Raw genomic sequence first — 18538 nt, 5'->3', positions numbered from 1 at the left:
AAAAAGAACTGCCCCGCTCTTACCGCGCCCATCCGGGCGTGAAAAGCGCCGGACGCACCGGTTTTCCACGCTGGTTTTCCTCGCTGGGCACTGGACCCTTGAGCGGCGCGGCCTTATCAACCGCCCCCGGAACCCGAGAAGGAAAGAGCACAGCCCATGTCACGCTATTCCGCGTCCGAAATCGAAGGCAAATGGCAGCAGGCCTGGGACGAGGCCGGCGTTTTCCACGCCGAACGCGACCCGGACCGGCCGAAATACTACGTGCTGGAGATGTTCCCCTACCCCTCGGGCCGCATCCATATCGGGCATGTGCGCAACTACACGATGGGCGACGTGATCGCGCGGTACAAGCTGTCGACCGGGCACAACGTGCTGCACCCCATGGGATTCGATGCCTTCGGGATGCCGGCGGAAAACGCCGCGATGGCCAATGGCGGCCACCCCAAGGACTGGACCTATTCCAACATCGACACGATGGTCAGCCAGATGAAACCGCTGGGCTTTGGCCTCGATTGGTCGCGCATGTTTGCCACTTGCGACCCGGAATATTACGGCCAGCAGCAGGCGCTGTTCCTCGATTTTCTGGAAAAGGGGCTGGTCTACCGCAAGAACGCGGTGGTCAACTGGGATCCGGTCGACATGACCGTGCTGGCCAATGAACAGGTGGAGGACGGGCGCGGCTGGCGCTCCGGCGCGCTGGTGGAACGGCGCGAACTGACGCAATGGTTCTTCAAGATCTCCGACTTCTCGGATGAACTGCTGACCGCGCTGGACGGGCTGGACGACTGGCCTGCCAAGGTGAAGACGATGCAGGCCAACTGGATCGGCAAGTCGCGCGGGCTGCAATTCGCGTTTGGCCTGACCGAGGAGGCCGAGGGCTTTGACCGGGTGGAGGTCTACACCACCCGGCCCGACACGTTGCAGGGCGCCAGCTTTGTCGGGATTTCCCCCGATCACCCGCTGGCCCGCGCGCTGGAGGCCCGGGACGAGAAGATCGCCGCCTTCTGCGCCGATGCCCGCCAGGGCGGCACCACCGCCGAGGCGATCGAGACGGCGGAGAAGAAGGGCTATGACACCGGGCTGAAGGTCCGCCATCCGCTTGATACCTCGTGGGAATTGCCGGTCTACATCGCGAATTTCATCCTGATGGATTACGGCACCGGCGCCATCTTCGGTTGCCCCGCCCATGACGAGCGTGACCACGAGTTTGCCACCAAATACGGCCTGCCCATCGTGCCCACGTTCGAGCCGTTGGAGGGAGGTTACCCCGAAAACGCCGCCTTCGTCCCCGCCAAGACCGAGAAGGTCCGCTATGTCCGCCTGATCGCGGGCGCAGAGGTCCAGACCGGCGAGGACGCGGTGAACGCCGCCGTGGAGTTCTGCGAGGCGAACGGCGTCGGCCATGGCGTGACCAAGTTCCGCCTGCGGGACTGGGGCCTGTCGCGGCAGCGCTACTGGGGCTGCCCGATCCCGGTGGTGCATTGCGACGCCTGCGGCGTGGTGCCGGAGAAAAAGGAAAACCTGCCCGTCCGCCTGCCGGACGACGTGTCCTTTGACACGCCGGGCAATCCACTGGACCGGCACCCGACCTGGCGCGACACGCCTTGCCCCGCCTGCGGCGCCCCCGCGCGGCGGGAAACGGACACGATGGACACGTTCGTCGATTCGTCGTGGTATTTCGCCCGCTTCACCGCGCCGCGCGCGGATACGCCCACCGTGGCGGCGGATGCCGATTACTGGATGAATGTCGATCAATATATTGGCGGCATCGAACACGCGATCCTGCACCTGCTGTATTCCCGGTTCTTCGCCCGCGCGATGAACATCACCGGCCACCTGCCCGACAGCGCCAAGGAACCGTTCAACGCGTTGTTCACGCAGGGCATGGTGACCCATGCGATCTACCAGACCCGTGATGCCAATGACCGCCCGGTCTACCACTATCCCGAGGATGTCACCCTGCGCGAGGGCAAGGGGTTCCTGGCCGATGGCACGGAGGTGAAGATCATCCCCTCGGCCAAGATGTCGAAATCCAAGAACAACGTCGTCGATCCGGTGGCCATCATCGAGCAATATGGCGCCGATACCGCACGCTGGTTCGTGCTGTCCGACAGCCCGCCGGAACGCGATGTGGAATGGACCGCCGCCGGGGCCGAAGCCGCCTCCAAGCACCTGGCGCGGGTCTTCCGTCTGGCCGCAGATCCCGGTGACACCCCCGCCAATGCAGAGGCCGACAAGACGCTGCTGCGCGAAACGCACAAGGCCATCCACGACGTGACCATGGGCATTGAAAGCTTTGGCTTCAATGCGGCGATCGCGCGGCTATACGCCTTTACCAACACGGTCGCCAAATCCGGGGCCGGGACCGAGGCGCGGCGCGATGCGCTGCGCGTGCTGGCGCAGCTGATGTCGCCCATGACCCCCCACCTGTCCGAAGAGATCTGGGCCCATCTGGGCGGCTCGGGCCTGATCGCGCAGGCGCCTTGGCCACAGGCCGATCCCGATCTTCTGGTGGACGATACCGTCACCCTGCCGATCCAGATCAACGGCAAGCGGCGGGCGGAAATCACCGTTCCGGCCGATTTGGACAAGGCAGAGGTTGAAAAAATCGCGCTCAGCCACGAAGCTGTCATTCGGACGCTGGACGGGGCCCAGCCCAAGAAGGTTATCGTCGTTCCCGGACGGATCGTGAATGTGGTCGCCTGACAGACGCTCTTTGCTGATGATGCTGGCCGCGGCGCCCCTGGGGGCCTGCGGTTTTACCCCCGCCTATGCGCCGGGCGGGGGCGGCGACCTGCTGTTGAACCGCACGCGGATCGCGGATCCCAACACCCGCGAAAGCTACGTCCTGGTTCAGGAGCTTGAGCAGCGCCTGGGCCGCGCCACCGCGCCGGATTATGATCTGACATTGAAACTCAGCCTGTACGAGGCGCCGCTGGCCATCACCTCCGACAGCGTCACCGCACGGTTCAACGTGCTGGGCCGGGTGGATTACACCCTGACGGAAATCGCCACAGGCCGCAAATTGGGGCAGGGCTGGGAAGAGAATTTCGCCTCCTACTCCACCACCGGCTCCACCGTGGCGACGCGGGCGGCACGGGCAGATGCGCGCGAACGGGTGGTACGGATCCTGGTGGATCAGCTGATCGCCCGCCTGATCGCCGACGCCCATGCCGACGCACAGGGCGCGGCCTGATTCCGTGAAATTGTCTCCGCGCGATCTGCCCGGCTATGCCGCCCGCCCCGAGGCCCGGCGCACCGGCCTGCTGTTCTACGGCGCCGATCCGATGCGCATCGCCCTGCGCCGCAAGGAACTGGTGGACAACCTGATCGGCCCCTCCGGGGAGGAAGAGATGCGCCTGACCCGGATGCAGGCCACGGAACTGCGCCGCGATCCGGCCCAGCTGGCCGATGCGGTGAAGGCGCAGGGGTTCTTTCCCGGCCCGCGCGTCGTGCTGGTCGAAGGCGCGACCGAGGCCCTGGCCGCCCCGATTCTCGCCACGCTCCAGGATTGGCAGGAGGGCGACGCTCAGATCATCGTCACCGCCGGCCAGCTGAAAGCCGCGTCCAAACTGCGCAAGGCCTTCGAGGGGCACGCCAACGCCTATGCCACCGGCGTCTATGACGACCCGCCCAGCCGCGAGGAAATCGCCGCCATCCTGGACAAGGCCGGGCTGGGCAACGCCCCGCAGGAGGCGCTGCGCGATCTGACCGCCCTGGCGCTGGTGCTGGATCCCGGCGACTTCCGCCAGACGGTGGAAAAGCTGGCGTTGTACAAGCACGGCGATGTCAGCCCCCTCAGCGCCGAGGACATCGCCGCCTGCGCCCCCGCCACGACAGAGGCCGACCTGGACGACATCCTGGCCCTGGTGGCCGAGGCCCGCACCGGAGAGATCGGGCCGGTGCTGCGCAAGTTGCAGGCCCAGGGCACCCAGCCGGTCGCTCTGTGCATTGCCGCGCTGCGCCATTTTCGCATGTTATACGCTGTTGCCGCCCATCCCGGCGGTCCGGGGCAGGGGATCGGTGCGCTGCGTCCTCCGGTCTTTGGCCCGCGCCGGGACAGGGTGCAGCGGCAGGCCTCGAAATGGGGGGCGCCGCGATTGGAACAGGCGCTGACGCTGATCACCGAATGCGACCTGACGCTGCGCTCTGCCAACCAGCACGCGCCTGCCATGGCGCTGGTCGAACGGATGCTGATCCGGTTGGCCATGATGGCCGCGCGCTAGCCGCGCCGCCCCGTTTCACCGTCTGACAGGGGAGAGATCAGACAATGTACACCGTCATCGGCGCCACCAACAATCGCACCATCCGCGTCATCTGGATGCTGGAGGAACTGGACCAGCCCTATACCCGCGTGCTGGCGAAATCCCACACGCCCGAGGTCACGGCCCAATCGACGCTGGGCAAGATCCCGGTGCTTCTGGACGGCGCCGACGCGATCACCGACAGTGCCGCCATCCTGACCTACCTGGCGGACAAGCACGGCCAGTTCACAGCCCCGCCCGGCACCGTCGCGCGGGGGCAGCAGGACGCGATCATGCACCAGGTTCTGGACGACCTGGAGGGGGTGATCTGGACCGCCACCCGCCACATGTTCATCGTCCCCGAAGAACACCGCATCCCCGAGCTGCGCCCGCAGCTGAAATGGGAATTCGGCCGCAATGCGCAGGCGCTGGCCGACCGTATGCAGGGCGAATACCTGACGGGCGACACGCCCACCGTGCCCGATTTCCTGGCCGCGCATACGCTGCGTTGGGCGATGGGTGCGAAATTCCCGATAGAGAGCGACCGCCTGCGCGCCTTTGCGCAGCGCATGTTCGACCGCCCCGCCTTTCAGCGCGCCCTGGAGTCGGAGCGGACTTCCGCTGGCTGATCCCGACGCAGTCGGCGCAATAGGCGTAATAGGCGCCTGTTCCCACTGCTGCGCGATTCCCCTGGCGGCCTGCCCCACCGGCGCCGCCTGCCCCACCCTCTTTGGTAGGGGCGGGGGCGCATTGGTAGAGGCCGAGCGCAGGCGCTTACCGGGCCTCGGGCGCTGTCGTGTCGCCTGCGGAGTCCGCGCCGGGGTCGTCCGCGAGGTCGGCGGACCGCCGGCTGGCATGATCGGCGGCGTGCCGACCGGCCCAAAGGCCGGTGGCCAGGCAGGCGGTGATCAGGTAGCCGCCGGTCGGCGCCTCCCAATCCAGCATCTCGCCCGCCGCGAAGGTGCCCGGTCGCGCCCGCAGCATCAGCCCCGCATCCAGCGCCGACAGGCGTAGCCCGCCCGCCGTGGAAATCGCCTCGTCCAGCGGGAAGGGGGTGGTGACGGGCAGCGGCAGCGCCTTGATCGCGGCGGCCAGCGCGGCGGGATCGCGCGGCAACGGCCGGGCGCATTCGTTCAACAGCGCGCGTTTCACCGGCGGCAGGGACAGCGCCTTGCGCAGGCGGTTGGGCAGGCTGTCGCCGGCTTTGCCGCGCGTCAGCCGGGCGGTAATCTCCGCTGCCGTCAGATCCGGCGCCAGGTCCACTCGCAGCGTGGCGCCCGCGCGCAGCAGCGGCGCCAGGGGATAGACGGCGCCGCCTTCCACGCCGCGTGCGGTAAGGATGAATTCACCGGGCACCATCGCATCGCCCGCATTCAGGGTCACGGCCTTCACCGGGGCGCCGAAATGCGCGGCCATATGCGATGACCAGGAGACGTGAAACCCGCAATTCGCCGGCGCAAAGGGCGCCACCGCTCCGACCCAGGCCGTCCAGGCACCATCCGAACCCAACCGCCGCCAAGACCCGCCGCCGCAGGCCAGAACGGTGACATCGGGCGTCACCCGCTGCGGCCCGTCCGGGGTGTCGAAAATCGCCGTCGCCCCGTCGAACCCGGTCCAGCGCCAGCGCCTGTGCAGCGCCACGCCGGCCTCTGTCAGCCGCGCCAGCCAGGCCCGCAACAGCGGCGAGGCCTTCATGACCTTTGGAAAGACCCGGCCCGAGGTGCCGGTAAAGACCTCCTGCCCCAGCCCCTGCGCCCATTGCTGCACCTCGGCCGGACCGAATTCCGCCAGCGCCGGGTGCAACGCTGCGGCCTCCGCACCAAAGGCGGCGCGAAAGGCATCTGGCGCTTCGTCCTTGGTCAGGTTCAGGCCGGATTTGCCCGCCATCAGGAACTTGCGCCCCATGGTCGGCATCGCCTCCGCCACGGTGACGGACAGGCCGCGTGCCGCCATCGCCTCTGCCGCCATCAGCCCGGCCGGGCCGCCGCCTATCACCAATGCCTGTGGCATGATTTCTCCGCATCCTGGTTCGGCCCGGCCGAGGCCGGTTCTGGGGGGTCGGGTCCGAGGGCCAATCGCGTACCGCCCGCGTTCCGTGCCGGGTGGGTTATCCCCTCCGCCGCACGGCGCGCAAGGGGCCGTCTTCGCCACCTTCGTCTGCGCCGCCGCCTCTCCTGCGTCTCAGCCGCCGCACATTGCCTTGATCGCCATGGCGTGATCGGGCGCTGCGGTCAGGGTGTCAGCGCACAGGGCCTCGGCCTCCGCCACGACATCGCCATCGACGATGCGGTCGATCAGGCCAAAGGTCAGCGCCTCCTGCGCCGGGATTCTGGCGCCGCCCATCAGGATCAGCTTGGTCCGTGCCGGGCCGATCAGCGCCGCCATCCGGCCCGGGTCCGAGGGCTGCGGCAGGAACCCCAGCTTCATCACCGGGTAGAAGAACCGCGCGTCAGGCACCGCCAGCCGCAAATCGCAGGCCAATGCCATCCCCGTCGCCCCGCCTGCCAGTGTGCCGTTCAGCGCGGCAATGGTCAGCCCCTTCTGCGCTGCGATGGCCGTGGACAGGCGCTCCCACACCGGGGAGGTTCCCAGCCCCTCCGACGCGGCCGCCAGATCCATGCCGGCGCTGAACACGCGCCCGGTGCCCGTCAGCACCACGGCACGGGCCTCCACCAGCCCCTCGAACGTGTCGGCCAGGGTCTCCAGCATCTCGGCGGTCAGGGAATTGGCCTTCTCCGGTCGGTCGATGGTGACCCGCCACAGCCCGCCGCCCTGATCCGTGCTGCGGATCATTCGGTCAGGCCGGCGCGGGCGCGGATTTCCGGTTCCCGCAGGCGCACCTCCTGGCCCAGGTAATCGTCCGCATCCGACCCGCACATCCAAAGCAGCGCGCGGGCCGGCCAGTCGGCGGGCACGTGGTCCTCCCATTCCAGTTCGCTGACCGGGTTCATGCCGCTGGCCTTGATGTCGCGCTGCATCTGGGTGGCGACGGTGCCCGGCGACAGGCCCATGACCCGCAGCCCCTGCGCCTGACCCTCATGCGCGCCCATCTGGGTCAGCATCGCCACTGCCGCCTTGGAGGTGCAATAGGCCGACCAGCCTTCCAGCGGGGAATGCGCCGCCCCCGAGCTGATGTTCAGGATCGTCCCGCCGCCGGCGGCCTGCATCACCGGCATGGCCGCGCGCATTCCGTGAAAGACGCCCTTCACGTTGATGTCGATCAGGTGATTCCAGGCCTCGGGATCGGCATCCGCCAGATGGGCGATGGGCTTCAGGATGGCGGCGTTGTTGACCAGAATGTCCAGCCCGCCAAATGTCTTCACCGTGGCCTTGACCGCCGCCTCGACCTCCCAGAACCGGGAGACGTCGCAGGGGATCGCCACCGCCTGCTTGCCGATTTCTCCGGCCAGCTGGGCGATTTCGTCCTCGGACCGGGCCAACAGGGCGACATTTGCGCCCGCATCGGCAAAGATCCGCGCGGCCGAGGCCCCGATGCCGCGGCTCGCTCCCGTGATTATGGCGGTTTTTCCGGCAAGATCGGTCATTTTGGCCTCCAATTCGATGCGCGGCCCTGCTGTGGACCCCGACCCAAGGAGTAATCGCCGTCACCGGGCCGGTCCAGCCCGAGATTGCCGACCGGCGGGTTGACCGTGTCCGCGACAGCGCCGAAACTCCGCGCGAGCTTTGATCCGGGAGACCCGTTTGATGACCTATCGCCTTTTGACCCTGACCGCCCTGGCCGCCGGGCAGGTCGCGCTGGCCGCGCCCGCCCAGGCCGAAATGTCCCCGGCGGACAGCTGGGCCTTTTACCAGGAATACCTTTCCGCCTTCGGTTACGAGATCACCGCCGACACCTCTGACGAAGGGTCCGTCCTGCGGGTCGAGAACCTGACCATGTCGATGGATCTGCCGGATATCGACGGCAACGCCGGGACGATCTCCATGAACATGGGCGGCCTGATCCTCACGGACATGGGCGACGGCACCACCCGCCTGACCCTGCCCGGCACTGTCCCGTTCTCGGTCTCGGGCAAAGCGCAGGAAGATTTCACCCTCAACGGCGAATATTCCACCACCGGCTTCGAAATGATCATCGGCGGCACCCCCGACGCGGTCGACACCAGCTTTGTCGCCGACAGTTTTGCCATGCGGCTGCTGGAATTCGTCGATTCCGACGGCACCGAACAGGTGCCCGGCGAGATTTCCGCCCGGATGGAAGGGATGGAAGGCACCTCCACCATCCTGGTCGATGGCGGCTATTCCATCACGCAGGACATGACTGCCGCGATGCTGGGCTATCTGGTGGATATCGACGCGCGGGAAACCGACAGCGACAGCCCCGGCATTCTGAACCTTCAGGGCGAGATGACGGACCTGACACTGGACGGCGATATGACCCTGCCCACCGGGCTGGATGTCACCGACATGGCCGTTGCGCTGCGCGGCGGCTATGCCATGGGCATGTCGATGGATTTTGGCACCGGCCGTACCGAAATGCGGTTTGAACAGGACGCGACCGAAACGCAGGACGCCGAAAGCTTTGGCTTCCGCTCCACCAGTCAGGGCGGCACCTTTGCGGGCAGCATGGGCGACACCGGGATCGAATACGGCACCACCTCCACCGATCTGACGATCGCGGTTCAGGGCAGCGACCTGCCCTTCCCCGTCGAAACCACGGCGGGCGAGGCGCATTTCGGCCTGACGCTGCCGCTGCTGGCCTCTGACGATGCGACGGAATTCGGCACCTCCATCACGCTGGCCGATGTGGCCGTGCCCGATATGCTGTGGGCCGGGATCGACCCGCAGGGCAGCCTGCCGCATGACCCGGTGACCCTGAAACTGGCAATCAGCGGTCTGGGCCGTCTCTTTGTCGATCTCGTGGACGAAACGCAGATGGCACAATTGGGTGAAACCGGCGGTGCCCCGGGCGAGGTCGACGCCCTGAAGATCGACGAACTGCTGCTGGAGGCCGCCGGTGCCCGCATCGCAGGCACCGCCGATCTGACCGTGGACAATGCCGCGCCCAGCCCCTTTGGCCCCTTCCCCAACGCGTTCGGCACCGCCGATCTGCGACTGACCGGGGTGAATGGTCTGCTGTCCAACCTGGGCAACATGGGTCTGCTGCCGATGCCGCAGGTCATGATGTTCTCGGGCATGATCACCCAGCTGGGCGAACCGGCTGACGGTCCCGACGACCTGAAGGCCCATATCGTCATGGGTCCGGGCGGCGATCTGACGGTGAACGGCAACCCGATCCCGCTTCAGTAACCTCGCGGCCCTTGCGGGCCCCCGCCGCCCCTTGCCGGGCGGCATCCCGAACGCCGACGGCCCGGTGCCCCCCGCCGGGCCGTTTTCCGTTCGGGTGCCACCGGGCCGGCGTGGCCCAATCCGCGCCTTCCCCTGCGCCCCCTGCGCCCCTACTGGATCCGCACGCGTCCCATCGTGCCAACCACACTGCCCCCGGCCTGGCCCCGGCTTGATCGACAGGCCCCCGCAGGCTAGGTCAGGCGGGAACCCAACCGGAGCCCCCATGCCGCATTCCCTTCCCGATCTCACCCAGGCCCTTCTGGATGCCGCCCGCGAGGCGGGGGCCGATGGCGCCGATGCCATCGCCCGCCAGGGCACGTCCCTGTCCATCGACGTGCGCGCCGGAACGCTGGAACAGGCCGAACGCTCCGAAGGGGTGGAATTCGGGTTGCGGGTGATGGTGGGGCAACGTCAGGCCTGTGTCTCGGCCTCGGACGTGCGGGCCCAGACGCTGAAGCTGATGGCCGAACGGGCCGTCGCCATGGCACGGGAGGCGCCGGAAGATCCCCATATCGGGCTGGCCGATCCCGCCGCCCTGTCGCAGGTGCGCGATGCCGCCGGGCTGGACCTGGCTGATGACAGCGCCGAACCTGACCCCGCCGCGCTGGAAGACGACGCCCGCCGGGCCGAGGTCGCCTGCCTCGCCGTGGACGGCGTCAGCCAGGCGCAGGTCGCCAGCGCCTCCTACGGGGCGACGGATGTGCACCTGGCGGCCAGCAACGGGTTCTCCGGCGGCTACCGGCTGACCAGCCGCGGCCTCGCCTGCGTCGCCATCGCCGGCACCGGCGCCACCATGCAGCGCGACGCGGATCACGACGCGCGGATCTACCAGACCGACCTGCGCAGCGCCGAGGACATCGGCACCCGTGCCGGCGAACGCGCCGCCGCCATGCTGGGCGCGCAGCAGCCCCCGACGGGCAGCTACCCGGTGCTTTATGACGAACGGATCTCCTCCGGGTTGATCGGGCACCTGCTGGGCGCGGTGAACGGCGCGGCCGTGGCGCGCGGCTCTTCGTTCCTGCGCGGGGCGATGGGCGAACAGGTGCTGCCCGCCGGGCTGTCCCTGACCGAAGATCCGCACCGCGTGCGGGTCCGCGGCTCCCGTCCCTTCGATGCCGAGGGGCTGCGCACCGCGCCGCGCGATATCGTCCGCGACGGTGTGCTGCAAGGCTGGACGCTGGATCTGGCCAACGCGCGCAAGCTGGGGCTGGAAAGTTCCGCCAATGCCGGGCGCGGCCTGTCGGCGCCGCCCGCGCCCACCACCTACAACATCGCCCTGACCCAGGGAGAGCAGAGCCGCGATGACCTGCTGGCGCAGATGGGCACCGGGCTGCTCGTCACCTCGCTGATCGGGTCCACGATCAATCCCGACACCGGCGATTACTCGCGCGGCGCTTCCGGCTTCTGGGTGGAGAACGGGCAGATCACCTACCCGGTGCAGGAATGCACCATCGCCGGCAACCTGCGCGACATGCTGCAACGGATCATCCCCGCCAACGATGCGCGAACCTGGCTGGGGACGGTCGTCCCCTCCCTTCTGGTCGAAGGGATGACGCTTGCAGGACGTTGAGGCCGATCTGGCCCTTCTGACCGATGCGGCCCGTGCCGCCGGAGAAGTCGCCATGCGGTTTTTCCGCCGCGATCCGCAAACCTGGGAAAAACCCGATGACGCCGGCCCGGTGACAGAGGCCGACCTGGCCGTCGACGCCCTGCTGCGCGACCGCCTGACCGGAGCGCGCCCCGGCTATGGCTGGCTGTCGGAGGAAACGCCCGACAGCGCCGCACGTCTGGACCAGGACCGCGTTTTCATCATCGACCCGATCGACGGCACCCGCGCCTTCGTCAAGGGCGACAGCGCCTGGGCGCATTCCCTGGCCATCGCCGAGGGCGGCCAGATCCGCGCCGCAGCCGTGCTGCTGCCGGTCGGTGGCGCGCTATACGCCGCCGGGCGCGGGCTGGGGGCGACGTTGAACGGCGCGCCGATCCGCTGCTCTGCACGGGGTGCGCTGCCTGGCGCCACGGTGCTGGCCGCGCGCCCCAGCTACGACCCCGGCAACTGGATCGGTACGGTGCCCGAGGTGTCGCGGCAATACCGCCCCTCACTGGCCTATCGCCTGTCGCTGGTCGCCGAAGGCCGGTTCGACGCGATGCTGACCCTGCGCGACAGCTGGGAGTGGGACATCGCCGCGGGTGCCCTGATCCTGACGGAGGCCGGCGCCCATGTCAGCGACCGCACCGGCGCGCCGCTGCGGTTCAACAACCCGCATCCCCAGGTGCCCGGCGTCGTCGCCGCCGGCCCCGCCGTGCACGACGCCCTGCTGGCAGAGCTGAGCCACGCACGGTGAGCCACGCACAGGGCGTGTAGCGGCGCAGCTGGCCTGCGAAGGAGGCCAGGGACGCAAGCGCGGGTCCCGGATTGACACGGCGGGCGCACAGGCCCGATGCTTTGCCCATTTGCAAAGTCATTTTCAGGAGCCTGCCATGTACCCAACCCGTTACGGGACCGCCCGCAATATCCTGCCGCTTGTCTCTGCCCTTGGCTGGGGGATGGTCGCAATCGGCGTGGGCACCGTCGTGATCGCCCTGACCGGCCAATCCTACATGGGCGCCGCCCTGGCCCTGCCCGGGCTTGGTGTCGTGATCGGTGGCCTGTTCTGCGTGGTGAATGTCCAGATCGCCCAGGCCGTGCTGGACATTGCCGACAATTCCCACCGCGCGCTGGCCGTGCCGGGCGGTGAAACACCTTCCGCCGCGCCGCCCGCCGCGAGTCCGTACATGGCCCCGGCAGGCGCGCCGCCCGAAACATCCAGCTACATGGGCGAGACCATCGAGAAGATCAACCACCGCTACATCTGGAACGGGCAGTCCCACCGCACCCTGGGCAAGGCCAAGGCCGCGATCAAGGCGGCGCACCAGCCCTGAGCCGCGCCTTGCCCTCCCTTTCTGTCGGCGTAAGATGGCCCGGACAGCAGGCAGGGAGAGCCCCATGAAAGTCGGATATCGCGACCTGATCGACGCCGCCGAAGCGGAGATCGAAACCCTTTCCATCGAGGATGCCCAAGCGCGGCTGGAGGATCCCCGTGTCCTGTTCGTCGATCTGCGTGACCGGCGGGAGCTGGAGCGCGAGGGGCGCATTCCCGGCGCGTTCCACTGCCCGCGCGGGATGCTGGAATTCTGGATCGACCCGGACAGCCCCTATCACAAGACGGTCTTTGCCGAGGACCGCACCTTTGTCTTCTATTGCGCCTCCGCCTGGCGGTCGGCCTTGGCGACCAAGACGGCGCAGGATATGGGCCTGGCCCCGGTGGCGCATCTGGGCGGCGGGTTCTCCGCGTGGAAATCGGGCGGCGCCCCGGTGCAAGAGGTGGCGCCGAAGTGACCCGGTATCCCCGCGACCTGGCGGGCCATGGCCCCACCCCCCCAGACGCCCGCTGGCCCGGCGGCGCGCGCATCGCCGTCTCCTTTGTGCTGAATTACGAAGAAGGCGGAGAGAACAACATCCTGCACGGCGATCCCGCCTCCGAGGCCTTCCTGTCGGAGATCGTGGGGGCCGCCCCCTGGCCCGGTCAGCGCCATTGGAACATGGAATCCAACTACGAATACGGCGCCCGCGCCGGCTTCTGGCGGCTGCACCGTCTGTTCACCGGGGCGGGCATTCCGCTGACGGTCTACGGCGTGACCAGCGCGCTGGCACGGTCCCCCGAGCAGCTGATCGCCATGCAGCAGGCGGAGTGGGAGGTCGCGTCCCACGGCATGAAATGGGTGGAGCACAAGGACATGCCCCCGGAGGAGGAGCGCGCGGTGATGGAGGAGGCCATCGCCCTGCACGAGGAACTGACCGGCGCACGCCCGACCGGCTGGTATACCGGACGTTGCTCGATGCAGACCGTCGACCTGGCCGGCGAACTGGGGTTCGACTGGGTCTCCGATGCCATCGACGACGATCTGCCGCATTGGCGGGAGACCTCGGGCGGGCACCAGCTGGTGATCCCCTACACGATGGATGCCAACGACATGCGCTTTGCCACGCCGCAGGGGTTCAATTCGGGCGATCAGTTCTTCGCGTATCTCAAGGACACGTTCGATTGCCTCTATGCGGAGGGGGAGGCGGGCGCGCCGAAGATGATGTCCGTCGGAATGCATTGCCGCATCCTGGGCCGCCCCGGACGGGTGCAGGCGCTGCGCCGCTTCATCGATTACATCCAGGCCCAGCCGCATGTCTGGTGCGCGCGGCGCATCGACATCGCCCGCCACTGGGCCGCGACCCACCCGCCGCAGGTGCAGGCCCTGCGCCCTTCCCTCATGCCGCGCGACGCCTTCGTGGAGGCCTTCGGCGGGATCTACGAACATTCCGCCTGGATCGCCGAGGGCGCGCATGGGCTGGAGCTGGGCCCGCCCCACGACCGCGCGCCGGGGCTGTGGCACGCCCTGGCGCGGATCTTTCGCCGTGCCAGCCCCGAGGCGCGGCTGAAGGTCTTGCAGGCCCATCCCGACCTCGCCGGCAAACTGGCGGCGGCGCAACGCCTGACCGAAGACAGCACGGCGGAACAGGCCTCGGCCGGGCTGGACGCGCTGACCGATGCGGAACGCAGCCGGTTCGAAGCACTGAACGACGCCTATACGGCGAAATTCGGCTTTCCCTTCATCATCGCGGTGCGCGATCACGACAAGGCCGGAATCCTCGCCGCGTTCGAGACGCGGCTGGCCCATGACCAGGAGACCGAATTCGCCGAGGCCTGCCAGCAGGTGGAGCGGATCGCCTGGCACCGGCTGTCCGGGCTGTTGCCGGGGGGCTAGGGCGGGCGGCGACTTAGGCGGGCACCGGACGCCCCTGCCGGCGCAGCCCCAGCCGCCGCCCCGGCTGTGCCCCCTGTCCTTCAGCCACCGCGCCCCGCCGCCGGGTGCGGAGGCCAGTGGCCCCGATAGCCCGGCGATCCGCCCCGCCCCACAGGCGCGGAACCGCCCATCCGCCTTGCCCCCCGAAGGGGCAGCGGGTTCCATCGGCCGACCTTGGAACCAAAGGAGACCGCGTGCTTTACCTGATCCTTCTTGCGGGTGTCCTGCTGCTGTGCCTGCGCCCGATGTCATCCGGGCGGGCCTCCGCCGTGGTCCTGGCGGGGATGGCGGCGCTGCTGTTGTATCTCTGGGGGGCCTATTTCGCCTGGGACAATCCCAGCGGCGACCCCCAGGGCAGCATGTACCGGGGGCTCGAACTCTGGACGTTGCTGGCGCTCACGGCGCTGTTTGCCGGGGCGGTCGGCCTTCGGCAGGCGCGCCGTGCCACAGGGCGCAGGAACGGCGGTGACGGCGCCTAGCGGCGCGTGCCGGTGTGCCCGCCGTGCGGGGGGCGGATAGACAAACGGGCGACGGCAATACCGTCGCCCGCAAAGAAGAAACCGCCGGGGCGCGACCGGGTGACAGCCCATCCGCCCGTCCCGATTATTCAGATCAGGGGCGCTCGATGGCCAGGGCGATGCCCTGTCCGCCACCGATGCACATGGTGATCAGGGCGCGTTTGCCGCCGATCCGCTCCAGCTCGTACAATGCCTTGACGGTGATGATCGCGCCGGTGGCGCCGACCGGGTGGCCCAGGGCGATGGCGCCGCCGTTGGGGTTCACCCGCGCCGGGTCCAGACCCAACTCGCGGTTCACGGCGATGGCCTGCGCGGCAAAGGCCTCGTTCGATTCGATGACGTCGAAATCGGAAACGCTCAGCCCTGTCCGCTCCAGCAGCTTGCGCACGGCGGGGATCGGGCCGATGCCCATCACCTCGGGCCGGACACCGGCATGGGCATAGCCCAGCACGCGGGCGCGCGGCGTCAGACCCGCCTTTTGCGCCGCTTCCCCCCGCGCGAGAACCAGTGCCGCCGCACCGTCGTTGATGCCCGAGGCATTGCCCGCCGTCACGGTCCCGTCCTTGGCAAAGGCCGGGCGCAGACCGGCCAGACCCTCGGCGGTGGTGTTGGGCTTGCCATGTTCATCGGTGTCAAAAGCGACTTCGTCGCGCTTCACCTTCACCATGACCGGCACGATCTGATCGGCAAAGCGCCCCTCGGCGATCGCATGGGCCGCGCGCTGTTGCGAGGTCAGGGCAAAGGCGTCCTGATCCGCGCGGGTGATCGTGTGTTCGTCCGCGACATTCTCGGCGGTGACGCCCATGTGGCCGGTGCCGAAGGGGCAATTCAGCGCGCCCAGCATCATGTCCATCGTCACCACGTCACCCATCTTGGCCCCCCAGCGTTGCTGCGGCACGATGAAGGGCGAGCGCGACATGTTCTCCGCCCCGCCCGCGACGCCGAAATCCGCATCGCCCATCGCCAGCGATTGCACGACCGAGACGATGGCCTGCGCGCCGGAACCGCACAGCCGGTTCACGTTCATGGCGGGGGTGGTGTCGGGGATGCCGGCCTCCATCGCGGCGATGCGCGACAGGTACATGTCCTTGGGTTCGGTGTTGATCACATGGCCGAATGCCACGTGGCCGATCTGGCCGCCCTCGACCCCGGCGCGGGACAGCGCCTCGCGGGTGGCAGTGGCGCCCAGCCGGGCCGGGGGGACGGCTGCCAGCGCGCCGCCGAAGGTGCCGATGGCGGTACGTGCGCCGCCGAGAATGACGATATCTTCCATGGGGTCCTCCGTCGCATGGTTGGCCCTGTCTTGCCCGTTTGCGGGGGATCATGCAACGTCACCCCATGACGCATCCCGATTTCGCCCCCCTCTCCCCCGCCGAAGAGACCTTGGCCGACGCCTGTGCCGGGTCCGGGCTGGCCACTCTGGGCGATGGCGCCTTTCCTGCGGAGGCGACGCCGGACACCACGATCCGCGCCGCCTTCCTGGCGCATCTGCTGACCACCACGCCGCTGCCGCCGGGCGGGCTGACCCTGACCGGCGCCCGGATCGACGGGCCATTGGTGTTGCGCGAGGTTACGCTGTCCGCCGGGCTGACGCTGGCGCAATGCCATCTTGCGGGGCCGGTGCATCTGTTCGGAGCGCGGCTGCGCGGGTTGATCCTGACCGGCTGCCACCTGACCGGGCTGAACGCGGATCACGCCATCTTCGGCGGGCCGGTCTACCTGCGCGGCGGCACCTCCATCCGGGGAGAGATCAGCCTTGCGGGCACCCGGATCACTGGCGACCTGCAAATCTGCGGTGCCGACCTTCAGGCGGAGGATCGCGATGCTCTCTTTGCCCCGTCGCTGACGGTGGAGGGGTCCGTCTACCTGGGCAATTACCCCTATTCCGAGACGGAGACAGAGCTGACGTCGGATGGCGCGATCTTCCTTGCCTCCGCCGAGATCGGGCATGACCTGTTCATCACCCGCTGCGCCGTCGCCCCGCATCGCGATCCCGCCCGCGACACCCTGTTCCGCCCCAGCGAAGAACACGGGCCAGGCATCGCGCTCAGCCTGGCGCGGGCACGGATGGGGGGCATCCTGTATCTGCGGGACAACCAGATCGCGTCGGGCATCGTCAACCTGGCGGGCGCCCATGTGCGGCGCCTGCGCGACGAACCCGCCGGGCCGGGCGCCAGCTACCCGATCCGGCTGGACGGGTTCACCTATGACGATTTCTCCCGGCATGCGGAAACCGGCGTGGCCTCCCGGCTGGACTGGCTGGACCGGCGGCCCGCCGACACGCCGTTCACCGCGCAGCCCTATGAACAGCTGGCCCGCGTGCTGACCCATATGGGCCACCGCTCCGACGCGCGCACCGTGCGGATGCGCAAGGAGGCGATCCTGCGTCGCGAGGACCGCGCCATGCGGGCCGAAGCGCAGGGCCGCCGCGGCCTGACGTGGCATGCCAGCTGGCTGGGCGATGCGGTGATGCGACTGTCCGTCGGATATGGCTATCGTCCGGCGCGGGCGCTGTTTCTCGCGGTGCTTCTGGTGGGGTTCGGGGGCCTGTACTACGCGGCCGTCTGGCGGGCCGGTGACATGACCCCCAACGCCGCGCCGATCCTGATATCGGCCGACTGGATCGCCGCCACCCGCGATCACCCGGGCAATCCGGCGGCCTTCTGGTCAAGGCCGGGCCAGGCGGGACAGGATTGGGAGACGTTCAACGGCTTTGCCTATGCCGCCGATCTGGCCGTGCCCCTGATCTCGCTGGGGCAGGAAGACGCCTGGGCGCCATCGACCAGCCGGTCGGCTCTGGGCTGGCACGGCTGGTACCTGCGCTGGTTCATCAAGGCGGCGGGCTGGATCATCACCGCCCTGGGCGCCGCGGCCGTGACCGGGCTGGTCAGGCAGGATTAGGCACCAGCCGCCGCCGCCCGCTGGCGGTCAGGGCATAGGCCTCGCCCCCTTCGAACACGGCTGTGGTCAGCGCCTTGCCGTGGCCCGCGCCGGTGTCCAGATTGACCCGGTTGCCATAATGGGTCGCCATCTCCACCGGGGTGTGCCCATGTACCACCAGCCAGGGCCAGGGGTCCGAATAGCGGTGAAAGGCATCGCGAATCCACATCATGTCCTGCGGGTTCTGGTCAGCCAGCGGAACACCGGGGCGCAGCCCGGCATGCACAAAGAGGAACCCGGCCTCCTCGATCCACAGGGGCAGGCCGGTCAGGAAGTCGCGATGCGCGGCGGGCATGGCCCGCGCCAGATCCGCCTGCAACGCCGCGTTGGGCCGCGCCGGATCGACATCCACCCCATAGCTGCGCAGCGTCTCCAGCCCGCCCAGCCGCCGGTGCGGCCAGGGCAGGCCGGAGGCCACGTTGGGATTGACCACCGTGCCGTCGCGCCGGAAATCCAGGAACATCTGGTCGTGATTGCCGCGCACGCAACGCCAGCGTCGCCCGGCGGCCATGCCGTCCAGGATCAGCTGGATCACCCCCTGGCTGTCCGGCCCGCGATCCACCAGATCGCCCAGAAACACCAGCCGGGCCTCCGCGCCGCCGTCGGCGTCGATCCGGGCGATCTGTTCCTCCAGCAAGGCGCGCTGGCCGTGGATATCTCCGATGGCGTAGATCCGCATCCTGCCCTCCTGAC

Annotated in this window: 17 protein-coding genes; 12 read left to right on the top strand and 5 right to left on the bottom strand. The window is 68.7% G+C overall.

Annotation, left to right across the window (positions count from 1 at the left end):
* The first annotated feature begins 156 nt into the window (after positions 1-156).
* The 4 genes from leuS to G5A46_RS06000 are packed head-to-tail and all read left to right on the top strand — an operon-like array spanning position 157 to position 4873.
* The gene (leuS, locus tag G5A46_RS06015; RefSeq protein WP_163848236.1) at positions 157-2706 is read left to right on the top strand and encodes a leucine--tRNA ligase; all 2550 of its coding nucleotides are present in this window, start codon (positions 157-159) and stop codon (positions 2704-2706) included.
* Positions 2693-3196 (top strand): LPS assembly lipoprotein LptE, encoded by a 504-nt coding sequence (lptE, locus tag G5A46_RS06010; RefSeq protein WP_163848234.1) that lies wholly within the window; start codon positions 2693-2695, stop codon positions 3194-3196. Before leuS ends, lptE begins: the two co-directional genes overlap by 14 nt.
* Positions 3197-3200: 4 nt before the next feature.
* Positions 3201-4226 carry a DNA polymerase III subunit delta gene (gene holA / locus G5A46_RS06005; RefSeq protein WP_163848232.1) on the top strand — a complete coding sequence of 342 codons (1026 nt, stop codon included), beginning with the start codon at positions 3201-3203 and terminating at the stop codon, positions 4224-4226.
* 44 nt (positions 4227-4270) lie between these two features.
* Positions 4271-4873: a glutathione S-transferase family protein gene (locus G5A46_RS06000; RefSeq protein ID WP_163848230.1), complete on the top strand. Its 603-nt coding sequence runs from the start codon at positions 4271-4273 to the stop codon at positions 4871-4873.
* A gap of 145 nt (positions 4874-5018) precedes the next feature.
* On the opposite strand, the gene G5A46_RS05995 is transcribed toward G5A46_RS06000, so the two are convergent.
* The 3 genes from G5A46_RS05995 to G5A46_RS05985 all read right to left on the bottom strand — a co-directional run bounded on the left by G5A46_RS05995 (position 5019) and on the right by G5A46_RS05985 (position 7789).
* On the bottom strand, positions 5019-6254 hold the full coding sequence (locus G5A46_RS05995; protein WP_163848228.1) for a TIGR03862 family flavoprotein: 1236 nt from the start codon (positions 6252-6254) through the stop codon (positions 5019-5021).
* 171 nt (positions 6255-6425) lie between these two features.
* Positions 6426-7037: an enoyl-CoA hydratase/isomerase family protein gene (locus G5A46_RS05990; RefSeq protein WP_420821348.1), complete on the bottom strand. Its 612-nt coding sequence runs from the start codon at positions 7035-7037 to the stop codon at positions 6426-6428.
* On the bottom strand, positions 7034-7789 hold the full coding sequence (locus G5A46_RS05985; RefSeq protein WP_163848226.1) for an SDR family oxidoreductase: 756 nt from the start codon (positions 7787-7789) through the stop codon (positions 7034-7036). The genes G5A46_RS05990 and G5A46_RS05985 overlap by 4 nt, the downstream gene beginning before the upstream one ends.
* 160 nt (positions 7790-7949) lie before the next feature.
* On the opposite strand from G5A46_RS05985, the gene G5A46_RS05980 reads away from it, so the two are divergent.
* The 7 genes from G5A46_RS05980 (at position 7950) to G5A46_RS05950 (ending at position 14866) form a co-directional block, all read left to right on the top strand.
* The gene (locus tag G5A46_RS05980) at positions 7950-9512 is read left to right on the top strand and encodes a DUF2125 domain-containing protein (RefSeq protein WP_163848224.1); all 1563 of its coding nucleotides are present in this window, start codon (positions 7950-7952) and stop codon (positions 9510-9512) included.
* A gap of 262 nt (positions 9513-9774) precedes the next feature.
* Positions 9775-11121, top strand: a complete 1347-nt coding sequence (locus G5A46_RS05975) for a TldD/PmbA family protein (protein WP_163848222.1) — start codon at positions 9775-9777, stop codon at positions 11119-11121.
* Positions 11108-11896: a 3'(2'),5'-bisphosphate nucleotidase CysQ gene (locus G5A46_RS05970; RefSeq protein WP_275585254.1), complete on the top strand. Its 789-nt coding sequence runs from the start codon at positions 11108-11110 to the stop codon at positions 11894-11896. Before G5A46_RS05975 ends, G5A46_RS05970 begins: the two co-directional genes overlap by 14 nt.
* 136 nt (positions 11897-12032) lie before the next feature.
* Positions 12033-12473, top strand: coding sequence for a hypothetical protein (locus G5A46_RS05965; RefSeq protein WP_163848220.1), 441 nt, complete (start codon positions 12033-12035; stop codon positions 12471-12473).
* Positions 12474-12537: 64 nt separating this feature from the next.
* A complete protein-coding gene (locus G5A46_RS05960) occupies positions 12538-12930 on the top strand; it encodes a rhodanese-like domain-containing protein (RefSeq protein WP_163848218.1) in 393 nt (130 codons plus the stop codon).
* Positions 12927-14348: an allantoinase PuuE gene (gene puuE, locus G5A46_RS05955; RefSeq protein WP_163848216.1), complete on the top strand. Its 1422-nt coding sequence runs from the start codon at positions 12927-12929 to the stop codon at positions 14346-14348. Before G5A46_RS05960 ends, puuE begins: the two co-directional genes overlap by 4 nt.
* A gap of 233 nt (positions 14349-14581) precedes the next feature.
* Positions 14582-14866, top strand: coding sequence for a hypothetical protein (locus tag G5A46_RS05950; protein WP_163848214.1), 285 nt, complete (start codon positions 14582-14584; stop codon positions 14864-14866).
* A gap of 133 nt (positions 14867-14999) precedes the next feature.
* On the opposite strand, the gene G5A46_RS05945 is transcribed toward G5A46_RS05950, so the two are convergent.
* Positions 15000-16178: an acetyl-CoA C-acyltransferase family protein gene (locus tag G5A46_RS05945; protein WP_163848212.1), complete on the bottom strand. Its 1179-nt coding sequence runs from the start codon at positions 16176-16178 to the stop codon at positions 15000-15002.
* Between the two features lie 50 nt (positions 16179-16228).
* Here G5A46_RS05945 and G5A46_RS05940 point away from each other — a divergent pair, with 50 nt between their 5' ends.
* Positions 16229-17806 (top strand): hypothetical protein, encoded by a 1578-nt coding sequence (locus G5A46_RS05940; protein ID WP_163848210.1) that lies wholly within the window; start codon positions 16229-16231, stop codon positions 17804-17806.
* Here the strand turns inward: G5A46_RS05940 and G5A46_RS05935 are convergent.
* Complete coding sequence (locus tag G5A46_RS05935; protein ID WP_163848208.1) at positions 17793-18524, bottom strand: metallophosphoesterase family protein; 732 nt, start codon at positions 18522-18524, stop codon at positions 17793-17795. The genes G5A46_RS05940 and G5A46_RS05935 overlap by 14 nt on opposite strands.
* Positions 18525-18538: the final 14 nt, after the last annotated feature.

Origin of the sequence: Pseudooceanicola aestuarii (assembly GCF_010614805.1) — a bacterium.
Classification (GTDB): Bacteria; Pseudomonadota; Alphaproteobacteria; order Rhodobacterales; family Rhodobacteraceae; genus Pseudooceanicola; species Pseudooceanicola aestuarii.
The sequence above is the reverse complement of the archived record's forward strand: the minus strand, read 5'-3'. Positions and strand labels throughout refer to the sequence as shown.

Bases quoted from the DNA above. Each gene is read 5' to 3' on its own strand.
- G5A46_RS05985 (WP_163848226.1), bottom strand. From the start codon at position 7,789: ATGACCGATCTTGCCGGAAAAACCGCCATAATCACGGGAGCGAGCCGC.
- G5A46_RS05975 (WP_163848222.1), top strand. From the start codon at position 9,775: ATGCCGCATTCCCTTCCCGATCTCACCCAGGCCCTTCTGGATGCCGCC.
- G5A46_RS05995 (WP_163848228.1), bottom strand. From the start codon at position 6,254: ATGCCACAGGCATTGGTGATAGGCGGCGGCCCGGCCGGGCTGATGGCG.
- G5A46_RS05945 (WP_163848212.1), bottom strand. From the start codon at position 16,178: ATGGAAGATATCGTCATTCTCGGCGGCGCACGTACCGCCATCGGCACC.
- leuS (WP_163848236.1), top strand. From the start codon at position 157: ATGTCACGCTATTCCGCGTCCGAAATCGAAGGCAAATGGCAGCAGGCC.
- lptE (WP_163848234.1), top strand. From the start codon at position 2,693: ATGTGGTCGCCTGACAGACGCTCTTTGCTGATGATGCTGGCCGCGGCG.
- G5A46_RS05965 (WP_163848220.1), top strand. From the start codon at position 12,033: ATGTACCCAACCCGTTACGGGACCGCCCGCAATATCCTGCCGCTTGTC.
- G5A46_RS06000 (WP_163848230.1), top strand. From the start codon at position 4,271: ATGTACACCGTCATCGGCGCCACCAACAATCGCACCATCCGCGTCATC.
- G5A46_RS05990 (WP_420821348.1), bottom strand. From the start codon at position 7,037: ATGATCCGCAGCACGGATCAGGGCGGCGGGCTGTGGCGGGTCACCATC.
- G5A46_RS05980 (WP_163848224.1), top strand. From the start codon at position 7,950: ATGACCTATCGCCTTTTGACCCTGACCGCCCTGGCCGCCGGGCAGGTC.
- G5A46_RS05940 (WP_163848210.1), top strand. From the start codon at position 16,229: ATGCAACGTCACCCCATGACGCATCCCGATTTCGCCCCCCTCTCCCCC.
- G5A46_RS05960 (WP_163848218.1), top strand. From the start codon at position 12,538: ATGAAAGTCGGATATCGCGACCTGATCGACGCCGCCGAAGCGGAGATC.
- G5A46_RS05935 (WP_163848208.1), bottom strand. From the start codon at position 18,524: ATGCGGATCTACGCCATCGGAGATATCCACGGCCAGCGCGCCTTGCTG.